Raw genomic sequence first — 17,098 nt, 5'->3', positions numbered from 1 at the left:
CAACGAACTATTCCTTTTAGGGGAATGAGTTCTGTCCCACTCCCTTTTAGTATAATCTCAATTTTCATTTATAAAAAGTAACGTTTTAACTCAATAGAAAGAATCAGCCCCTTTGCCCTTTAGAGACATCATTCTAGATTGAAGAAAAACAGCTCCAAAGAACTTCAGTATATCAAGACAAAGGTAACTAGACAGGCAACCAAGTATAAAAAATATTCATTTTTTCTTTGAAATATCGAATAGATTATAGTAGAATAAACTTGCTACATTATGACTATAAAAAATGAAGGAGTAAATATGATTTACGAATTTTGTGCAGAAAATTTAACTGATTTACAGAAAGCTTTTGAGGCAGGGGCTCGTCGTGTGGAACTTTGTGATAACCTTGCTGTGGGAGGAACAACACCATCTTATGGCATTATTAAGGAAGCATGTATTTGGGCACGAAAAAATGATGTTGACATTCAGACAATGATTCGCCCTCGCGGTGGTGATTTTGTTTATAATCCAATTGAAGTTGAAAGTATGATAGCAGATATTGCTATTGCTATAGATCGAGGTTCCAATGGAGTCGTTTTGGGCTGCTTGACTGACGAGGGGTGGCTAGATGAGGCTGCTTTAGCCTATTTGTCTGACCAAGTTGATCATTTTCGTTCATTGGGTGATGAATGTGAATTGGTCTTCCACATGGCTTTTGACTGCATTCCGCGCGAGCGCCAATTTGAAGCGATTGATTGGTTGGCTGAAAATGGCTTTAGTCGCATTTTAACTCGTGCTGGGAAAAATGGCGATAGTTTGGAAGAACGTTTGGCCTGGTACAAGGAATTGATTAAGCATGCAGCAGGGCGCTTGACCATTTTGCCTGGTGGCGGAATTAATCTAGACAATCGCCAGCGATTTATTGACGAATTGGGTGTGAACGAACTCCATGGTAGCAAAGTTGTATTTTCATAGAAAAAGAGCATGTTGTATCTCTGCAATAATTGACATATTCACTTTTTTAAAAGTATTTGGTATGATTCGACAGAATTTCTTTAATACAGCTTTTGGCAATTCATATGAGGCTTCCCTAATAAATAAAACCAAGAATGATTAACCAATAAAATTCTAATAAAAAAGTTTGAGCATGCTCAAACTTTTTTATTAGAGAGATTTTTCACGAATAACCTCAACCTTGTAGCCGTCTGGGTCTTTGACAAAATAGTAATTTAGCGGATTGCCCGGCAGTCCCTTAGGCTCTGTCACTTCATAACCAGCCTTGCTATGCTCGGCATGCAAACCTTCCAAATCTGGCGTACTAAGAGCCACATGGGCAAAACCATCACCGATTACGTAAGGACCATGGTCATAATTATAGGTCAATTCCAGCTCGTAGTCGTCGCCCTCAAGCCCCAAGTAAACAATGGTAAACTTGTAATCTGGAAAGTCCTTGCGGCGCAATTCCTTAAAGCCGAAAGCCTGTTCATAAAATTCGATTGATGCTTCCAAGTTTTCCACCCGCAAGCAAGTGTGCAACATTTTACTAGCCATATAGCCACCTCTTTCTTATTTTCTACTAGTATACCATAAAAAGAAAAAAACAGGAGCTTCTACCCCTGTTTTAGATGTTACTTACCAAGTTTAGCCTTGGCTGCATCTGCAAGCGCTGTGAAAGCTGCCGCGTCATTAACAGCAAGGTCCGCAAGCATTTTACGGTTCACTTCGATTTCTGCCAACTTCAAACCGTGCATCAGTTGTGAATATGAAAGTCCGTTCAAACGAGCTGCCGCATTGATACGTGTAATCCACAATTTGCGGAAATCACGTTTCTTTTGACGACGGTCACGGTATGCATAGTAGTAAGAATTCATTACTTGTTCTTTTGCAGTACGGAACAAGATATGTTTTGCACCATAGTAACCTTTAGCTAATTTTAAAATACGTTTACGACGTTTGCGTGATACAACGCCACCTTTAACACGTGCCATTTATATTTCCTCCAATATTTCCTAGAATAATCTGCTACAATATCTCTTATTTAAGACCTGTCAGCATTGCTTTGATACGTTTGAAATCTCCTGCAGATACCATTGCTGCTTTACGAAGATGACGACGTTGTTTTTTAGTTTTTCCGTGGAAACGGTGAGAAGTGTAAGCACGGAAGCGTTTCAAGCCACCAGAACCTGTACGTTTAAAACGTTTAGCTGATGCGCGGTGTGTTTTTTGTTTTGGCATGATATATTCTCCTTTTTCTAACTTTCGACAATTATTTCTTGTCAGGAATTGGTGCTAACTGCATAAACATTTGACGTCCATCCATCTTAGCTCTTTGTTCAATGATTGCAATATCTTGCGTCGCTTGAGCAAAATCCGCTAAAACCTTAGCTCCAATTTCTTTATGGGTAATCATCCGCCCCTTAAAGCGAATGGATACCTTCACTTTATTCCCTTTTTCAAGGAATTTTCGTGCATTGCGAAGTTTGGTCTCAAAGTCTCCCTTGTCAATGGTCGGACTAAGACGCACTTCTTTAATCGTAATCACGCTTTGCTTTTTGCGTTGTTCCTTTTGCTTTTTCTGATACTCAAATTTGAACTTGCCATAGTCCATAATCTTCGCAACAGGCGGCTTAGCTTGTGGCTGAATCAAGACCAAATCCACATTAGCATCGTCGGCAATCGCTTGCGCTTCACTAAGTGGCTTGATGCCTAATTGTTCGCCGTCAAGACCGATCAAACGAACTTCACGAACACGAATCTCATCATTGATGAATAAGTCTTGTTTTGCGATGGTTTTCACCTCTTTTTCCTTTTTAGAGAAAAACAAATGCGGACTTGTTAACGCAAGCCCACACTACATGATAGTATTTCATTCCTGAAACTTAATCCGTAGAGCCAGACAACGTTAGTCGCAAGGCGAGAAGTTCTCACTTCTGCTTTTCTCAACTCTACTATCATACCAAGTTTCAGCTTACTTGTCAAGAATTTTTTGCGCTTTTTCTTCAATAAAAGCCACAACCTCAGGAATGCTCACTCCTGTTGTATCAAAAGTGATTGAATCCTCTGCTGGTTTTAAAGGGGAAACCTCTCGATGACTATCCTTGTAATCACGCTCGGCAATCTCTTTTTTCAAGACTTCAAAGTCCGTCTCAATTCCCTTTTCCAGATTTTCCTTATAACGACGCTCCGCTCTTTCTTCCACCGAAGCAACCAAAAAGATTTTCAGCTCGGCTTGGGGCAAAACGACCGTTCCAATATCGCGACCGTCCATGACAATGCCACCTTGGCTAGCAATTTGCTGCTGAAGAGCAACCAATTTCTCACGAACAGGCGCCAAAGCCGCCAGCCAAGATACGTTATTAGTCACATCATTTCCCCGAATCGGGTGGCTAATATCAACATCACCGACAAAGACTAGCTGTTCTCCATCTTCACTGCGCCCAAAACTAATTGGATATTCCTCCAAAAGTGCAGTGATCTCGTCCACATTTTCAGCTGTCAACTGATTTTGCAAGACAAGATACGTCGCTGCACGGTACATAGCCCCAGTATCAAGATAGATGTAACCCAAATCTTTAGCGATGATTTTGGCAACAGTGCTCTTGCCACTCGAAGCTGGACCGTCAATAGCAATCTGAATTTGTCTCATTTCTAACTCCTATTGGATTTTTACCACGTCGCCTGGATTAGCATACCAGTAACCCTGTGTCATATGCTGCGGGTTGAGCTGCTCTAGCTGGGCAATGGAAATCCCCGCACGCGCTGCGATAGAAGCCTCACCCTCGCCAGCTTGAACTGTAATGGTTCCCGGACCAGATGATTGCGATGACTCAGTCTCACTTGTTTCTGTCTGTGAAATTGCTGGTGCACTACTAACCGTACTCACCGCCGCACCTGAACTATGAAAGCCTTCAGTTGCCTTTTTCTCATTGCTTCCGCCTGTAGACAGGTAAAACATTGTTGCAACAATAACAATAACAACTATAAAGAAAATAACTGCTAAAATAGTCAAAATGCGATTTGCCCATGCGTCTACTGATTTTTTACTTCTTCTCAAGGTTTCTTCTCCCTTATCATACACATTTTCTTCCCATGGTTCTTTTGCCATGACTTCCTCCTTGTATTTTTTTCAAAATCCGATTACAATAGAATTATGAAAGTTAAACTCCTACCCGAGCGCTGTATCGCTTGTGGGCTTTGTCAAACCTATTCTGAGATCTTTGATTATCATGACAATGGAATTGTCAAATTTAGCAACAATGATGAACTCGAACAAGAATATCCCAGCTCACCAGAACTTCTCGAAGCTATCCGAAACTGCCCTACTCGCGCACTCCTTGCTACTAATCCGTATAATAAGTCTCAAAATAATCCAAATTAATCAAATGATCACTCAATTCAACCTCACCCTTAAAGTAAGGATTAAGAGCTAGAGCGTTGATAAAATACTTCTTAGGCCACTTCCTCATGTAGAAAGTGCGCTTTTTTTTGCCATTATTAAAATGGAAAGTGACAGAGGTTTTATTAACCTCCACTTTATCAATTGTTGCAATCTGAATTTTTGAAGAACGAAATGGCAATGCTGCAATCACACGTAAATTACCATTATCGCAAATAGTGAAATAACGATGAACACCTAATGCAAGAAATACCAGACAAGCAAAAATTAAAGATAGAACTAGTGTCGGAACATTTGAACTTTCATACATCAGTGCAAAACCAATAAAAATTGGAACAACTGATAAAGACCAATAAATAATTGATACAGACAACTCTGGTTGCCAATGGTAACGAACTTGCCCAAACAACTTAATCATTTTGCGCCTCCCCTAAGTACAAGTGTTAAATAAGTACTTAAACCTAAAATATCATCTACCTACTATTAGTTTAGCATAAAAAAGGGGAAAATAGAATAGGAAAGTCCCTATTCTATTTTTTATTTGCTGGATAGTTTAAAAAAATCTTTAGACAAGTACTTTTCCCCGCTGACCACATCGTATTCCACCAGCTTCATCTCGTCCGCTATTTGCTGCGCTTCCGAATCTAAGTTCTTTTTATCAACGCTCGCATTGTGCAGAACATTGGTCAGGAGCGCGTAGTATGGCGACACTTTGGAATTTGTTTGTTCCAACATTAAAGCCGAGAAATCGCTGGAATTAACTAGAGGATAATTTAATTTAGGAGTTTCATAATTAGACCAAATAAAGTAATCAGTCTGGTATTGACTGTCAGGATTTTTATCGAACATCGTCAAAGGATACAATCCTGGTAAATGGTCTCCGTAAAAAACAACTGTTACTTTTTATTTAATTGTGATAACTTGCTGAAAAAGTCTTTTGTCGCATTATCTGTATGACGGAGGAGGTGAGTATAACTTCTCAACTTGTCATTCTCATCATCAGCAAAACCTTTACCTTCTGCTGTTATTTCAGGTGGATTAGACTCTTGCCATACTGCGTGATTTTGCATAGTAATCACAGAGAAAAACTGATTCTGGTCTTTTTTAATATTATCTAAAACTAACTAATAAGTAGAAGCATCGCTAGGATACGAACCTTCGCTTTTAAAAGATGTTTTTTTATTATCTGTATTAAGAAAATCGTTAAATTTCAAGCTTCTATAAATATAATCACGCGAATAATTTGATCCGCTCGCCAGATGAATAGCTATGCGATTAGTTGATTTATAAACATCACTAATAGTTGGGATGTATTTCATTTGTGGAAAAACTTCCGTATAGATAACTGATACATTAGGAGATAGGTTGTAAAAAGGAAGACCTGTTAAAGTCTGAAATTCCATATTAGCAGTCCCACCACCATAACCATCAAACTTCATTAAACCACTTGTAAATTTCGATTTAACCTCTTGAATATATGGAATTGGGTTTTCAGAAACAGTAATCCCTTCTACTCTTGTAGGATCTGAAAAACTTTCGCTTAGAAGATAAATGACTGTCTGATTCTCTAAATTTTCTTTACGTACGGCATTTATTTTAGTAGCTAACTTCTTGTACTTTTCCTCTATCTTTTTTATAGTAGTAGCATTATAGTTCTTCGGTTCATCCATTACAGGAATTGCTAATTGATTAAACCAAACAAAGGATAAGGATTTATATCTTGCATGATTTAAATTTCCCATCCATGCAATATATTGAGAACAGAAAGGATAGGAACATTCTCAGGAATCTTGTTATCATTTCTCATTCCTAATAATTGAAAAATCATAACAAACGGACTAAGAAGAATGATACTGATAGCTGCTTGCCATTTCCAAGAAGGTAAAATGGGATTAGAAAATAAATATTTTCTAACAAAGAATAAAACTAGACCTATTGCTGAAAGTCCAATAAAGAAATATATGAAAAAGGAAGCATCCACAAATCCGAATAAAGTCTGAGGTTTTAGTACCCAAACTAAATCGCTTGGCAATATCGGCTCTCCTCTCATACTTACTTTTAGGTAATTAGCATAAGTAAACGTAACTCCTAAAAATAAAATCAAAATGGAAGCGATAGTATATCGGTTGATAAGGACATAGATAAGTAGGAAAACTAAAGAAAAGATAACAAATTGAAAATCAACAGCTCCTTGGAAAATAAAGGTACCATAATGAGGCACTCCCTCTCCCAAACTCATTTGAATAGCTAAGTTAAATATGACCGCAAAAATCAAACTAGTAATCACTGCTAAGGCAAAACTTGAACGATTATGGATGAAATCGCGTAATCCTCTAGTTACTAAGTAAGATAGACCTGTCCCCACTAAAGATAAGAGTATAACGGTAGCCAGAATAACCCAAAAGTGTTCTTCCGAAAAATAGGTTTCTTTTAAACGCATTACCCACTGCGTATGAGCCAAAAGACTGACTATCTTCGTATCCGTTAAGCAAAAGGATAAAAATAGTTGAGAGAAAATAATGTTATCGAAATCTACAGGAAGATCTAAATTTTTGATTCTATTAAAAAACTTAAATTTTGATCTAAGCAATTTTAAAAGCACAATTAAAATCACCAATATCATGAAGGTTAGAAAGTAACCTTCTTGATAATAATGGTTTTCTATAAAGTGATTCCATTTAAAACTTGGATTATTTATATTAAGAGTTATCTAAATTAAATAAGAAAGTCCGGAATAAACAAGGTAAATAATGGGTATTTTTAATAAAAATTTCCAATTAATGTGATAACTACTTACAAAAAAAGCTACACTTGTCATTCCAACAACATAAAGAAAGAGGCTACCTGTTTGATAATTTTCAATTCCTCTAACTTCTTTCTGTGTCTTAATAATCGCTTCCTGCACTAAATAATTATTGATTAGAAAACATAATAAGATAAAATAAAGATAAAGTTGATCCTGTTGTGATATCTTTTTAAACATTTTCATATGTACACCCGTTTTAAACAAAGAGGAGAAAGCTAACTTTAACAATGATGACAAAGACATTCCAACCCCTCTATATTTGAGTGTATAAAGCTACACCCATTGTAAAAATCACTAAAAAAGTTATGCCATACTGCAAAATACCAGTAAAGAAATTCGATTCCTGTTCTGAAAATGGTCGAATTTCAAATTTTCGATGAAGAAAATCTCCTAAGAAAAGAGGAAGAAAAGTAATCATTAGAAAATAATATCTTCCCTGAACTCCACCAATCCAAATACTACCAGGTGTATAAACACGCGGATCTCCCGTCATTGCATAAGCTAGTAAAGCTGCTATACCAATGAAAAGGGAAACTGTGAACAACTTAAAAGCAGGGGAAAGTTTTACTTTTGTTTGAATTGATATTACAAACAGGCATACTACAAAAAAGATAGCTGTCATAGTTATTAATAAAGGAGAATCTTTCGCAATATACTGTAAAGGTCGACTAACAAAATTATCTAAAATAGCTGATGGAGCATTGAGTAACGTTCTAATAACAGGAAATGGGTGCCTAATAAAGTAAAAGATACTAGGTCTCTCACCAGCAACACTTGCAGTGGTGTCAAACACACGAATAAAGCCTGCAAAAAGTAAGGCAAAGAGCATATTTAAAAAGAACAACCCTGTTGATAGCCATCTTACTTTTCTTGTTTCGTAATATTTTTCAGATAAGATTGATAGTAAACTGCCAGCTAATACAAAAGGAAACTTTGCAAAGGCAAAAGGTAGAACCATAGCTTGAAAGGCAATAGCGATTTTGTTAGTAATTTTTGTATAACCAGACAAAATGTTAGTAAGAAGTGCAATTAAAAGTAAAGACATCCCAAAATAAAGATAGTCATAATGATAACTTGAAATGATATAAATCGTAGATGGCAATGTTCCTAGTAGATAAATCAGTTCTTTATATGCTCTGCCTAATTTAATAGCAAAAAAGACTAATAATGCATATGCTAAAACATGGAAAATTCGTCCTAGATAGTATGACACATATACTTTGTTAGAAATCAATCGTCCCAAATTCCAACCAATCATTCCAGGGATATAAGCGGGATTATCAAAACCAATCGGTTTCCCACTAATCTTACTATCTTTATGTTCTACGGAATACCAATAATCATCACCTTGAAAATTTTTTTGATTTCGAATTCCATCATGTATCAGGACTGCGTCATAATCTGATATATCTTCTTTTGAATACTTAAAGAATAGACTATCGGATATGCCAATTGCATTCTCTAAATGTGTTTCTTCATCCAGACCATATTGTACGGGTCGATTAAGAGCAACCACGCTACCAAAAATTAGGATCAAGAAGAACGCATTTTTAGCCAGCTTTTCTTTTTTATGAAAGTCAGTGATAATAAAGTAGAGAACAACTCCTATCACAATAAACCAAAAATTTTGTTCTAATTTTAGTTTGAAAGGTAGGTTAATTGTTAATTGACAAAATATTATTAATAAGATTGAGATAACAATATTTCTTATCTTTTCAAAACTTAATTTCATTATCTTCCCCTAGATTAGACTAAGTCTATCTTTTTCCCTGTTCTAAAGAATATTTTGAATGATTCTGATTCAAATTAACTCTATTGGCTAAACGAATTCCCCGCCATTTTTCAAGATGGAATAAGGGATTCACCAAAGTCCAATAGCATTTTCTCTTCCAAGAAAAATCCTTATCTCGGAAAATCTTTGGCGCATCTTTCATGGTTCCTTTAAAAGAGTTCCATACTACTGTTAAAAGTGAAATGTTATTCGTAATTCCACTATTTAATCGTACATTATAGGTCTCATCAAAGATACGTTTTTTATATTGTGATAGAAATACATCATTTGAATGCTCAACAATTGCTTTAGAGTTATAGGCTTTCAAATAACCAGCATCCATAACATCTTTTCCATACTCATAATCTTCTGAGTACTTAACCGGTCGATAAGGGATTGTACGAAGCAAAAACTCTCTTGGAGCGGCTGAGCAAACATCACTATAAAAAGATTCTTTTGTATATTTGCCTACAAAATCTGGATTATCTCTTTTCCAAATAGTAATTGCATCTTCAACACCTTGTTCGTTAAAAACTGCATTGATATCGTACTTCATTGCGGGAAAACAAGATAAACGTGGTTTTTGACGCCCTAAAACAGCAACAATTTTATTGTTTATTTCAAACGGCGCGATCATTTCTGATAACCAATTTTCATTATAAGGAATGGCATCCTGTGTTAAATAAACCATGAATTCTCCCCGAGAAATCTCGGCCGCCATTTGACGTGTAGCACCATGCGAGTAATCTTCCTTGGCTATTTCTTTTAGAGTTAAATTACCATATTGCTGAGCAAACTTTTCAATGATTAGTACGGATTTATCACTTGAACCAGAATCTGTTACCAATACATCCCACTTAAAATCTGTTTTCTGTTTATACAAAGCGGTGAGTGTTTCTTCAAGGTGGTCATGTTCTCCATTATAAACTGGAATAAATACAGTCGCTTTTAATTTCTCATTCATTGATTACCTCACGGCGAATAATCGCTTCTACTTTTTTATAACTTTCTTCCCACGAAATGTTATCATAATGGCTGCTAATTTCCTTAGCATATTCTTCCTTAGAGTCGCGATCAACTGCTTTACATAATTCCTCAGCCAGAGCAACAGGATAGGCCTGAGCATAGGCAATATCTGAGTTATCTCCTAAGACCATTGTATTATTTTCACCTTCATTCATGACAGGAATACAGCCCGCTACTAATAACTCTAATGGCAACAAGGAAACGTTTGTCAAAGAAAGAACTAAGCACGCAACACTTTCGTGATATAAAGTTGCCAATTGTTCTTTGGTCAAAATTCCTCGGTTCGTAAACTCAAAAGGAATATCATAAGCAGACATATCTTGCCCAAAAAACTCAATTTCATACTCTGGGTGTCTTTCCTTAAAAATTTTTAAAGCCATAACACCAAGTTCAAATCCACGTCTTTCAGTATGCGCCCGAGCATAAAAACAAATTTTCTTTTTCTTTAGCTTCTCTTCTTTTGGTCGATAAATGTCAATGTCTGCACCAAAATTAAAATAATCTGCATCCATACCATATTCTTGTAGCTTCTTAGGCAACCATTTTCCTGCTGTAATTCCATAAAATCCAAACTTGTAGGTAGCTTCAGCCAGCTTATAACGTGAACCTAGCCCATAAAATACAGGTTCAAAGTCTTGAACAAAATAAAATTTATGTAAGTTCTCACCTGCTAAATTAAAGACAGCATAAGCCGTTTCCCAACTCGTTGCAAAAACTACATCTTCTTTGGTAAATTCTTCTAATTCCTTACATAAAACATTTAAGCCGTAAGAACGTTCAAATACTTCTTGTGCTTCTTTCGCAGATTGATTGATAGTATTATTTCTATAGATATAAAAGGTTAATTGATGACCTTGAGCTTGGAGGTGTTTCACAAAACGTGAAATCGTAGTATGACCGCCCCCTCCCGGTCCCACTGGTGGAGTGACCCAAGCGATATTTAATTTATCTTTGTTTAGTTTAGAAGGTTTTTGATAAGGTTGATTGATATAATCGGCTAGTGCAATATCTTCAAACTGAGGCATCACTGGAATATGATTTAGATCTATTTTTGAAGAAATAGTTTGCGGATTCTTTTTCCCTGAGAGACGTTCATAAATTTTTCTAAGCGTTGCTCGCGCTCCTTCGTTTTGGTAACTTCTGATGATACGGTTCATTTTAACCTGACTCCTTTTAATCTTTTATTTCCTTTTAGTTCTTTTTCGTAATTGTCTTAATTTTTCAAAGAAACGATAGGATCTAGAGACTTTGATAAGTCCAATTTCTTTGTAAAGCTTTTCTTGTTCAGACTTCCAATAATCTCTATTTTCTTCTAAAGCTAGTAATTGTTCATTTAAAATATTTATTTCATTTTTATCCACATCAATTTGTTTCCACAAATTAACCACGTCATTATCAAGTCTAACAACTGTATTTTTAATCAATAAAATCATAGCTTGGACATAACTGGCATATGGTAAGTCGAACGCTTTAATCTCCTTATTTTGTTTATCCAAATAGTCAATCACCCTCTTGATAACATGATCCATCAGAAACTTATCTCTAAAAGTTGCTAAATTGTCCATTTGAAATTCTCGAGTTTTTTCAAAATTGACGAGAATTTCTTCAGCTATTTCCTTACTAGTTCGTTTAAGCTGCTCAAATCCTCGCCCAGAAAAATTATGTTTCTCTGCAAGAGCAAAATTTTCTTCATTAAGAAATCCTGGTCCGTTAAAATGGTCATAAATATAGATAGGTATTCCTATTGTTAAGCAATATTGCACATTTTTTCCGATACCGATGACACAATCATAATTAAGGAATAACTCTGGACTTGCCAACTCGTATTTGTCCGACCAAACGCCATAATAATCAACAACGATATCTTTTTCCTGAAATACCTCGGACAGATCCAATAATTCTTTTGGCGGATGATTGGAAATTACCATAATCTTTTTTAGCGTTTTTCTACCAAAAGTATAACTCCCATACTCACTTGGGGCTGGATTTTGATATAAAACTATATTCTCATTTTCGGTGAAATAACGAGATAAATTTTTCTCTATTATTTCTTCAGAAATTGCTAACGCTGAGGAAGAAAGCTTCGTTTCCAATTGATGAATATAAGGTTGTTCTAAAACATGATCTTCTAAGGCAGCCATGTGAAAAAAGGCAAACTTAGGAAGTTTAGTTTGTTTATTCATTAACTCTTGGACTATTGCAGGAGGGAGGATATTTTGAGCACACCAAATGTAATCGTAGTCTGACACAGTAAAAGAATGATCGATGTCATCTATTACAGTAATTCCATTTTTGGTAAACTCCTCTGCCAAAGGTGATAAGAGAAGAAAAGTAAATACTTCTACTTCTGCTCCATTTCTTTTAAGAAAAGTAGCCAATTCTAAAATATTCAGCTCGGCTCCACCAAATCCGCGTAGCCAAATATGTGTCAATAAAAATCTTTTTCCTCTAAACATATGGTGTCTCCGGAGTTATTATTTTATCAAGAATGAAACTTCTGGTTTCCAATAAATATTATTACCTGCTTTTCCACGATTGATTAGCTCAAAATCTGTGATACCACTAAACAAAGCATATTCTTTTGAACGATCTCTTGATTTCACTCCAAATTCTGTTATAAACTTCCCATTTGGAAAGATATTCTGAATTTCTAAGTGCAATGAATTTCGTCCATTTTTTACGACAACTTGTTCATCTAATTCTTCGTCTGAAACCCAGCGGAAAAGCAATTCACCAGTAACTTTGTGAATCGTAAACGTTAAAACAGGATCTTCAATCAACTTCTCAAAGGAAGTTGTGAAATCGAAAATAAGTTTTTTATTTTCATCGTTTTTAAAATTAGCATCTACCGAAATACCTTGATTTTCTGAGACCGTTTCCTTCTCAACCTCCACATCAATTCCATTTAATGCCTTATAAATACGAGCAATTTCCATCGGTGTTCCAATTTCGGTCTTATGACCTTTGTCAATGAGCATAGCCTTATTACAGAAACGTTGAACTTGCTCCATCGAGTGTGTGACTAAGATAACTGTTTTTTTCTGCCGCTTCAGTTGTGCAAAATAATCAAAACATTTTCGTTGAAAAGCTTCATCACCAACTGCTAAAACCTCGTCAAGAATCAGAATATCACCTTGTGCTTTAATAGCAATTGAAAAGGCTAGGCGCACTTGCATACCAGACGAATAATTTTTTAGTTTTTGATCCATAAATTCCTCAAGTTCAGCAAATTCAACGATATCATGATACATATCATCAACTGCCTCCTTTGAAAAACCAAGAAGAGCACCATTCATATAAACATTTTCTCGACCTGTTAATTCTGGATTAAAACCCACTCCCAACTCGATAAAGGGGACTAAGGTTCCATTCACTGTAACCGTTCCTGATTCTGGACTATAAATTTTAGAGATTATTTTTAAAAGTGTTGATTTACCGGAACCGTTTCGACCAACAATCCCGAAGAAATCACCTTTTTCAACTTCAAAGGAAATGTTTTCCAAAACATGTTGTTCTTTGTATCCTTTAATTCCTCTAAAGTAATTAACTAGACTTGTTCTAAGACTTTGAGTTGCTTCAGTAGGCAATCTGAATGTCTTACTGACCTTATCTACTTTCAATACAATTTGTTTTTCTGACATTATAGAATCTCCGCGAATTTCTTTGCATTTCTTTTAAAGATGAGGTAGCCAATAATAAATACTCCAAGAGACAAGAGATACGGAATCAGAACAAAGAATTTATTATTGAACATTTCCCAACTAACGATTGTACCTGAATAGACAATATAGTGCCTCAATTCTTGAATAATCTGTGCTAAAGGATTCATCATCATAATTTTAGCAATGGTATCATGTCCGCGCTGAATGATATAGGTAATGGAGTAAATGATAGGCGTTGCATACATACCAGCTTGAAGAATGACTTCCCAGATAGGTCCCATATCTCTAAATTTAACAAAATAAGTTGCTAAAATAAAAGCTATACCCGTTGAAAACAAGGCCAATTCAATAAATAAGGGAACGACAACCAACATACTCAAGCTAAGAGAAATACCATTAATCAAACCAAATACCAAAACAACAACCAAGTTGATTGAGTAATTAATTGCTGCTCCACAAACAGATGAAATGACAATGATTTCTTTAGGAAAGTTAATCTTTCTCAGCAAGTCTCCGCGAGAAACTATGGATAACATGCCCATGCTAGTAGCCTCTGTGAAAAAATTCCACGTAACCATACCAAGTAAGAGACCAACCGCATAGTGCGGGGTTCCATCATCGAAACGCAAAAAACGTACAAAAACTAGATACATGATTGTAAATAGCATAAGAGGTTTTAAGATAGACCATAAATGACCAATCAAACTTCCCTGATAGCGTAATTTAAAGTCTGTTTTTATCATCTCTTTCAAGAGAATCCGATTTTTCTGACTAAAAAAGTCCATTATTTCTTCTCCTTATAAGCAAATTTTGTGAGAATGAGTGTCCGAAAAATAAAAGTGTGAAAAGCGCGATTTTTTCGATAGCCATAGTGGCGTAAGCGCCTCAAACGCTCCTTGAAGGGAACTTCCATAATCGTCACAAAATGTTCAATCAACTCTTTCTTTTCTGCTGACAGAGGCAGGGGCAGAAGATTTTTTGCCTGCTCTTGACTATCCGCAATTAACTTCCAGTACTTGGTGAAAAGCAAATGCGGTCGCAGCCAATTTTGCATTCTCTTGCGTAGCGTCCGCGCTCCCAGCACATTGCTATCATGCTGGCGATAGAGCTCTCCTGCTTGGTCTAAATAGACCAAATGTCCAAAAGCTGTAGCGAGTAAGGCCAAGTACCAGTCGTGCATAAGCAAAGCGTGCTGCTCTTTTCCCGTCCACAAGCGAGCCAAGCTGTGGTTAATCATGGATACACCGCCCGTTACCGTATTTTCAGTCAATTCTTGTAAAAGTTCGGTGTTGGCATGTCCTGACTGAGCTCGTATCATGCTTTCGTGAACGACATTTAAGTCTTGATCCACCACTTTCAAGTCTGTATAAACCAAAAGCGGCTGATCAGTCTCATACTCTGCAGCTGTAAGCATCTGCATGGCTACCTTGTCCGGCAGCCAAACATCGTCTTGGTCGCTGAAAAAGTAATAATCAGCTGCTTCAAAATCTAGCAGGCGATGAAAGCTCTTGATGACGCCCAAATTCCCCTCGCCCGCCTCATTGATAAAGCGAATGCGCGGATCCTGCTTGACAAAGCGCTCAATGATTTGAACGGTCGCATCGCTCGAGCCGTCATCGCGAATGAGCAGGTTCCAGTCTGGAAAGGTCTGCTGCTGGATACTTTCAATTTGCTGCTCTAAAAATTTCTCACCGTTATAGGTGGACATGAGAATATTGACTTTCATGATAAAAATAATTCCTCGTATTCACCCACAATTTTTTCCCAGGTGTAATCTTCTTTCATATTGTCCTTGGCAGCCTGACCGAGCGCGCGAAAATCCTGCTCTTTATCCACTTGGTCAATCAAAGCCGCCAAACTATCATCTTCCTTGTGCCAATAGTAGGCCGTATCTTTAGCGACTTGTTGATTAAAGTCAACGCCTAAGACCAAGTTTAAATCTGTCTGAGCCAGTGCTTCCAGAAGCCCTGGATTGGTGCCGCCCACCTCATGCCCATGAATATAGGCAAAGGCTTGGTTGCGGATATATTTGAGTAAGGCTTGGTCGTAAACCGTCCCGACGAACTTAATCCGCTTGTCTTTTTCAAAATTCGTTTTCTGGCGCAATTCCTCAAAATAAGGATTGCCCTCCTGATTGCAAATGATGATGAGATCCCGCTCAGTGCTTGATTTCATAAATTGACGAATGGCGGTCTCGTAGTTATTTTCGGGGACAAAACGCCCCACAATCAAATAATAGTCTTTCTCCTGACTGCTCCACTTGTCAAAAAAATCTCGCACCTTGCTGTCGCTAGCCGTCAAGCTAGACAAACTCAAATCCGTTCCGTAAGCGATAAAAGTGGTCTTAGACCAAGGATAAGCCTGCTGAATGTAGTTCTCAATTCCTCGATTGTCTGAGATGACCAAGTCTGCATGCTTGGTCATGATTTTCTCCGAATATTTGAGATAGGCCTGCACATAGCCTGCCCATTTGGCACGCTTCCACTCTAGACCGTCAGGATTGACAAAGAAAAGTCCGCCAGCCGCATGGATTTTCCTTGCAAATCTGGCAATGAAAGCCCCAATCGTATTTCCCAAAATATAGAAAATCGGACGCTCTAACTTCTGCTCCTTGACCAGCTTGAGCCCGTAGTTGATTGCCAGCATATCATAGGCAATGACCCGTGCAGGGCCTAATTTAGGCGCGCGAATGGTGAAACAATCCACTCCCTTGTAATCAAAATGATGATAGGCTTCATCATCTGACAAGCAAGCCACGTGGTACTGAATCTGAGATGACTGTTGATTTTCGACCAACTTTTCAACAAAGGTTTCAAAACCACCATATTTAGCAGGAAGTCCGCGACTTCCGATGATGAATACATGCTGCATGTTTTTCCTCAATTCAAGATTTTACAATCCATTCTATTATACCACTTTATGGAGAAGTTTGCAGCAAAAAAGGAGCTAGACTAGCTAGCCCACTTTTAACTCAAAAATCCATAATGAGTGAGTTAAAATCAATATAAATTGTTCTAAATGTAAAAACTACATGATGAGAATTGTTGTAAACATGCAAAAAGAGAAGACTTTTTCAATCTTCTCTAAAATCACAGATTTTTTCTATCTATTATGGTTGACAATAAGTTCTTTCTTACTTACCAACGTACCTTACAGACAATAAAAAGAGCCTGGGACAATAGTCCCTTATCTCCAAAAAAAGCAACGGCAAATCCGTTGCTTTTTTGCATGGTTGCGATAGTCTTGGTAAAATAGAATTGCACAATAAACNATTTAGAAAGGCTATCCCATGCATATTCACTATAACACAAATCAAACAACTTTACCACTAGAAATCAGTTCTTTCTTGCCACAAGACCATCTCGTCTTTACGATTGAAAAAGTGGTGAATACTTTGGAGGATTGTCACTTCCACGCCTTCTATCATGCCTTTGGTCGCCCGTCTTATCACCCTAAAA

Annotated in this window: 21 protein-coding genes, 2 pseudogenes and 1 other annotated feature; of the genes and pseudogenes, 3 read left to right on the top strand and 20 right to left on the bottom strand. The window is 36.9% G+C overall.

Features of this window, described 5'->3' with window-relative positions; all coding sequences use genetic code 11:
• The first annotated feature begins 297 nt into the window (after positions 1–297).
• Positions 298–954 (top strand): copper homeostasis protein CutC, encoded by a 657-nt coding sequence (locus tag A3I3_RS0106460; RefSeq protein WP_018371912.1) that lies wholly within the window; start codon positions 298–300, stop codon positions 952–954.
• Between the two features lie 189 nt (positions 955–1,143).
• On the opposite strand, the gene gloA is transcribed toward A3I3_RS0106460, so the two are convergent.
• The 6 genes from gloA to A3I3_RS0106430 all read right to left on the bottom strand — a co-directional run bounded on the left by gloA (position 1,144) and on the right by A3I3_RS0106430 (position 4,084).
• On the bottom strand, positions 1,144–1,530 hold the full coding sequence (gene gloA, locus A3I3_RS0106455) for a lactoylglutathione lyase (protein ID WP_018371911.1): 387 nt from the start codon (positions 1,528–1,530) through the stop codon (positions 1,144–1,146).
• A gap of 77 nt (positions 1,531–1,607) precedes the next feature.
• On the bottom strand, positions 1,608–1,967 hold the full coding sequence (rplT, locus tag A3I3_RS0106450; protein WP_000124830.1) for a 50S ribosomal protein L20: 360 nt from the start codon (positions 1,965–1,967) through the stop codon (positions 1,608–1,610).
• 46 nt (positions 1,968–2,013) lie between these two features.
• Positions 2,014–2,214, bottom strand: coding sequence for a 50S ribosomal protein L35 (gene rpmI / locus A3I3_RS0106445; protein WP_003034914.1), 201 nt, complete (start codon positions 2,212–2,214; stop codon positions 2,014–2,016).
• A gap of 31 nt (positions 2,215–2,245) precedes the next feature.
• Positions 2,246–2,776 carry a translation initiation factor IF-3 gene (gene infC, locus A3I3_RS0106440; protein ID WP_018371910.1) on the bottom strand — a complete coding sequence of 177 codons (531 nt, stop codon included), beginning with the start codon at positions 2,774–2,776 and terminating at the stop codon, positions 2,246–2,248.
• 15 nt (positions 2,777–2,791) lie between these two features.
• Positions 2,792–2,921 (bottom strand) — a sequence feature (ribosomal protein L20 leader region).
• A gap of 26 nt (positions 2,922–2,947) precedes the next feature.
• Positions 2,948–3,625, bottom strand: coding sequence for a (d)CMP kinase (cmk, locus tag A3I3_RS0106435; RefSeq protein WP_018371909.1), 678 nt, complete (start codon positions 3,623–3,625; stop codon positions 2,948–2,950).
• A 9-nt stretch (positions 3,626–3,634) separates the two neighbouring features.
• Entirely contained in the window at positions 3,635–4,084 is a 450-nt protein-coding gene (locus tag A3I3_RS0106430) for an SAG1386/EF1546 family surface-associated protein (protein WP_018371908.1), read from the bottom strand.
• A 45-nt stretch (positions 4,085–4,129) separates the two neighbouring features.
• On the opposite strand from A3I3_RS0106430, the gene A3I3_RS10540 reads away from it, so the two are divergent.
• Positions 4,130–4,357: a ferredoxin gene (locus A3I3_RS10540; RefSeq protein WP_081600733.1), complete on the top strand. Its 228-nt coding sequence runs from the start codon at positions 4,130–4,132 to the stop codon at positions 4,355–4,357.
• On the opposite strand, the gene A3I3_RS0106425 is transcribed toward A3I3_RS10540, so the two are convergent.
• The 14 genes and pseudogenes from A3I3_RS0106425 to A3I3_RS11130 form a co-directional block, all read right to left on the bottom strand.
• Positions 4,320–4,793: an EbsA family protein gene (locus A3I3_RS0106425; RefSeq protein ID WP_018371907.1), complete on the bottom strand. Its 474-nt coding sequence runs from the start codon at positions 4,791–4,793 to the stop codon at positions 4,320–4,322. The genes A3I3_RS10540 and A3I3_RS0106425 overlap by 38 nt on opposite strands.
• A 119-nt stretch (positions 4,794–4,912) precedes the next feature.
• Complete coding sequence (locus tag A3I3_RS0106420) at positions 4,913–5,224, bottom strand: hypothetical protein (RefSeq protein ID WP_018371906.1); 312 nt, start codon at positions 5,222–5,224, stop codon at positions 4,913–4,915.
• A gap of 47 nt (positions 5,225–5,271) precedes the next feature.
• Positions 5,272–6,045: pseudogene (locus A3I3_RS0106410) on the bottom strand (sulfatase-like hydrolase/transferase).
• A 59-nt stretch (positions 6,046–6,104) separates the two neighbouring features.
• Positions 6,105–6,998, bottom strand: a complete 894-nt coding sequence (locus tag A3I3_RS0106405; protein ID WP_018371903.1) for a hypothetical protein — start codon at positions 6,996–6,998, stop codon at positions 6,105–6,107.
• An 87-nt stretch (positions 6,999–7,085) separates the two neighbouring features.
• The gene (locus tag A3I3_RS0106400; protein ID WP_018371902.1) at positions 7,086–7,424 is read right to left on the bottom strand and encodes a hypothetical protein; all 339 of its coding nucleotides are present in this window, start codon (positions 7,422–7,424) and stop codon (positions 7,086–7,088) included.
• 10 nt (positions 7,425–7,434) lie between these two features.
• Positions 7,435–8,913, bottom strand: coding sequence for a DUF2142 domain-containing protein (locus A3I3_RS0106395; protein ID WP_018371901.1), 1,479 nt, complete (start codon positions 8,911–8,913; stop codon positions 7,435–7,437).
• A 25-nt stretch (positions 8,914–8,938) separates the two neighbouring features.
• The gene (locus A3I3_RS0106390) at positions 8,939–9,916 is read right to left on the bottom strand and encodes a glycosyltransferase family A protein (protein ID WP_018371900.1); all 978 of its coding nucleotides are present in this window, start codon (positions 9,914–9,916) and stop codon (positions 8,939–8,941) included.
• The gene (locus A3I3_RS0106385) at positions 9,909–11,135 is read right to left on the bottom strand and encodes a rhamnosyltransferase WsaF family glycosyltransferase (RefSeq protein WP_018371899.1); all 1,227 of its coding nucleotides are present in this window, start codon (positions 11,133–11,135) and stop codon (positions 9,909–9,911) included. The genes A3I3_RS0106390 and A3I3_RS0106385 overlap by 8 nt, the downstream gene beginning before the upstream one ends.
• A 24-nt stretch (positions 11,136–11,159) precedes the next feature.
• Positions 11,160–12,434 (bottom strand): glycosyltransferase family protein, encoded by a 1,275-nt coding sequence (locus A3I3_RS0106380; protein ID WP_018371898.1) that lies wholly within the window; start codon positions 12,432–12,434, stop codon positions 11,160–11,162.
• Between the two features lie 18 nt (positions 12,435–12,452).
• Positions 12,453–13,619: an ABC transporter ATP-binding protein gene (locus A3I3_RS0106375; protein ID WP_018371897.1), complete on the bottom strand. Its 1,167-nt coding sequence runs from the start codon at positions 13,617–13,619 to the stop codon at positions 12,453–12,455.
• Complete coding sequence (locus A3I3_RS0106370; RefSeq protein WP_018371896.1) at positions 13,619–14,425, bottom strand: ABC transporter permease; 807 nt, start codon at positions 14,423–14,425, stop codon at positions 13,619–13,621. The genes A3I3_RS0106375 and A3I3_RS0106370 overlap by 1 nt, the downstream gene beginning before the upstream one ends.
• Complete coding sequence (locus A3I3_RS0106365) at positions 14,425–15,366, bottom strand: glycosyltransferase family 2 protein (RefSeq protein ID WP_018371895.1); 942 nt, start codon at positions 15,364–15,366, stop codon at positions 14,425–14,427. Before A3I3_RS0106365 ends, A3I3_RS0106370 begins: the two co-directional genes overlap by 1 nt.
• Positions 15,363–16,511, bottom strand: a complete 1,149-nt coding sequence (gene cps2T, locus A3I3_RS0106360; RefSeq protein WP_018371894.1) for a beta 1-4 rhamnosyltransferase Cps2T — start codon at positions 16,509–16,511, stop codon at positions 15,363–15,365. The genes A3I3_RS0106365 and cps2T overlap by 4 nt, the downstream gene beginning before the upstream one ends.
• 266 nt (positions 16,512–16,777) lie before the next feature.
• Positions 16,778–16,969, bottom strand: coding sequence for a hypothetical protein (locus A3I3_RS11130; protein WP_018371892.1), 192 nt, complete (start codon positions 16,967–16,969; stop codon positions 16,778–16,780).
• Here A3I3_RS11130 and A3I3_RS11290 point away from each other — a divergent pair.
• Positions 16,930–17,098 (top strand): annotated as a pseudogene (locus A3I3_RS11290) (IS1182 family transposase); the annotation flags it as partial. The gene A3I3_RS11130 and the pseudogene A3I3_RS11290 sit on opposite strands and share 40 nt — an antisense overlap.

This window comes from Streptococcus massiliensis DSM 18628 (assembly GCF_000380065.1).
Classification (GTDB): Bacteria; Bacillota; Bacilli; order Lactobacillales; family Streptococcaceae; genus Streptococcus; species Streptococcus massiliensis.
Note: the sequence above shows the minus strand (reverse complement) of the source record. Positions and strands in the feature narration are given on the sequence as shown.

Bases quoted from the DNA above. Each gene is read 5' to 3' on its own strand.
- A3I3_RS0106460 (WP_018371912.1), top strand. From the start codon at position 298: ATGATTTACGAATTTTGTGCAGAAAATTTAACTGATTTACAGAAAGCT.
- gloA (WP_018371911.1), bottom strand. From the start codon at position 1,530: ATGGCTAGTAAAATGTTGCACACTTGCTTGCGGGTGGAAAACTTGGAA.
- rplT (WP_000124830.1), bottom strand. From the start codon at position 1,967: ATGGCACGTGTTAAAGGTGGCGTTGTATCACGCAAACGTCGTAAACGT.
- rpmI (WP_003034914.1), bottom strand. From the start codon at position 2,214: ATGCCAAAACAAAAAACACACCGCGCATCAGCTAAACGTTTTAAACGT.
- cmk (WP_018371909.1), bottom strand. From the start codon at position 3,625: ATGAGACAAATTCAGATTGCTATTGACGGTCCAGCTTCGAGTGGCAAG.
- A3I3_RS0106430 (WP_018371908.1), bottom strand. From the start codon at position 4,084: ATGGCAAAAGAACCATGGGAAGAAAATGTGTATGATAAGGGAGAAGAA.
- A3I3_RS10540 (WP_081600733.1), top strand. From the start codon at position 4,130: ATGAAAGTTAAACTCCTACCCGAGCGCTGTATCGCTTGTGGGCTTTGT.
- A3I3_RS0106425 (WP_018371907.1), bottom strand. From the start codon at position 4,793: ATGATTAAGTTGTTTGGGCAAGTTCGTTACCATTGGCAACCAGAGTTG.
- A3I3_RS0106420 (WP_018371906.1), bottom strand. From the start codon at position 5,224: ATGTTCGATAAAAATCCTGACAGTCAATACCAGACTGATTACTTTATT.
- A3I3_RS0106405 (WP_018371903.1), bottom strand. From the start codon at position 6,998: ATGATATTGGTGATTTTAATTGTGCTTTTAAAATTGCTTAGATCAAAA.
- A3I3_RS0106400 (WP_018371902.1), bottom strand. From the start codon at position 7,424: ATGTCTTTGTCATCATTGTTAAAGTTAGCTTTCTCCTCTTTGTTTAAA.
- A3I3_RS0106395 (WP_018371901.1), bottom strand. From the start codon at position 8,913: ATGAAATTAAGTTTTGAAAAGATAAGAAATATTGTTATCTCAATCTTA.
- A3I3_RS0106390 (WP_018371900.1), bottom strand. From the start codon at position 9,916: ATGAATGAGAAATTAAAAGCGACTGTATTTATTCCAGTTTATAATGGA.
- A3I3_RS0106385 (WP_018371899.1), bottom strand. From the start codon at position 11,135: ATGAACCGTATCATCAGAAGTTACCAAAACGAAGGAGCGCGAGCAACG.
- A3I3_RS0106380 (WP_018371898.1), bottom strand. From the start codon at position 12,434: ATGTTTAGAGGAAAAAGATTTTTATTGACACATATTTGGCTACGCGGA.
- A3I3_RS0106375 (WP_018371897.1), bottom strand. From the start codon at position 13,619: ATGTCAGAAAAACAAATTGTATTGAAAGTAGATAAGGTCAGTAAGACA.
- A3I3_RS0106370 (WP_018371896.1), bottom strand. From the start codon at position 14,425: ATGGACTTTTTTAGTCAGAAAAATCGGATTCTCTTGAAAGAGATGATA.
- A3I3_RS0106365 (WP_018371895.1), bottom strand. From the start codon at position 15,366: ATGAAAGTCAATATTCTCATGTCCACCTATAACGGTGAGAAATTTTTA.
- cps2T (WP_018371894.1), bottom strand. From the start codon at position 16,511: ATGCAGCATGTATTCATCATCGGAAGTCGCGGACTTCCTGCTAAATAT.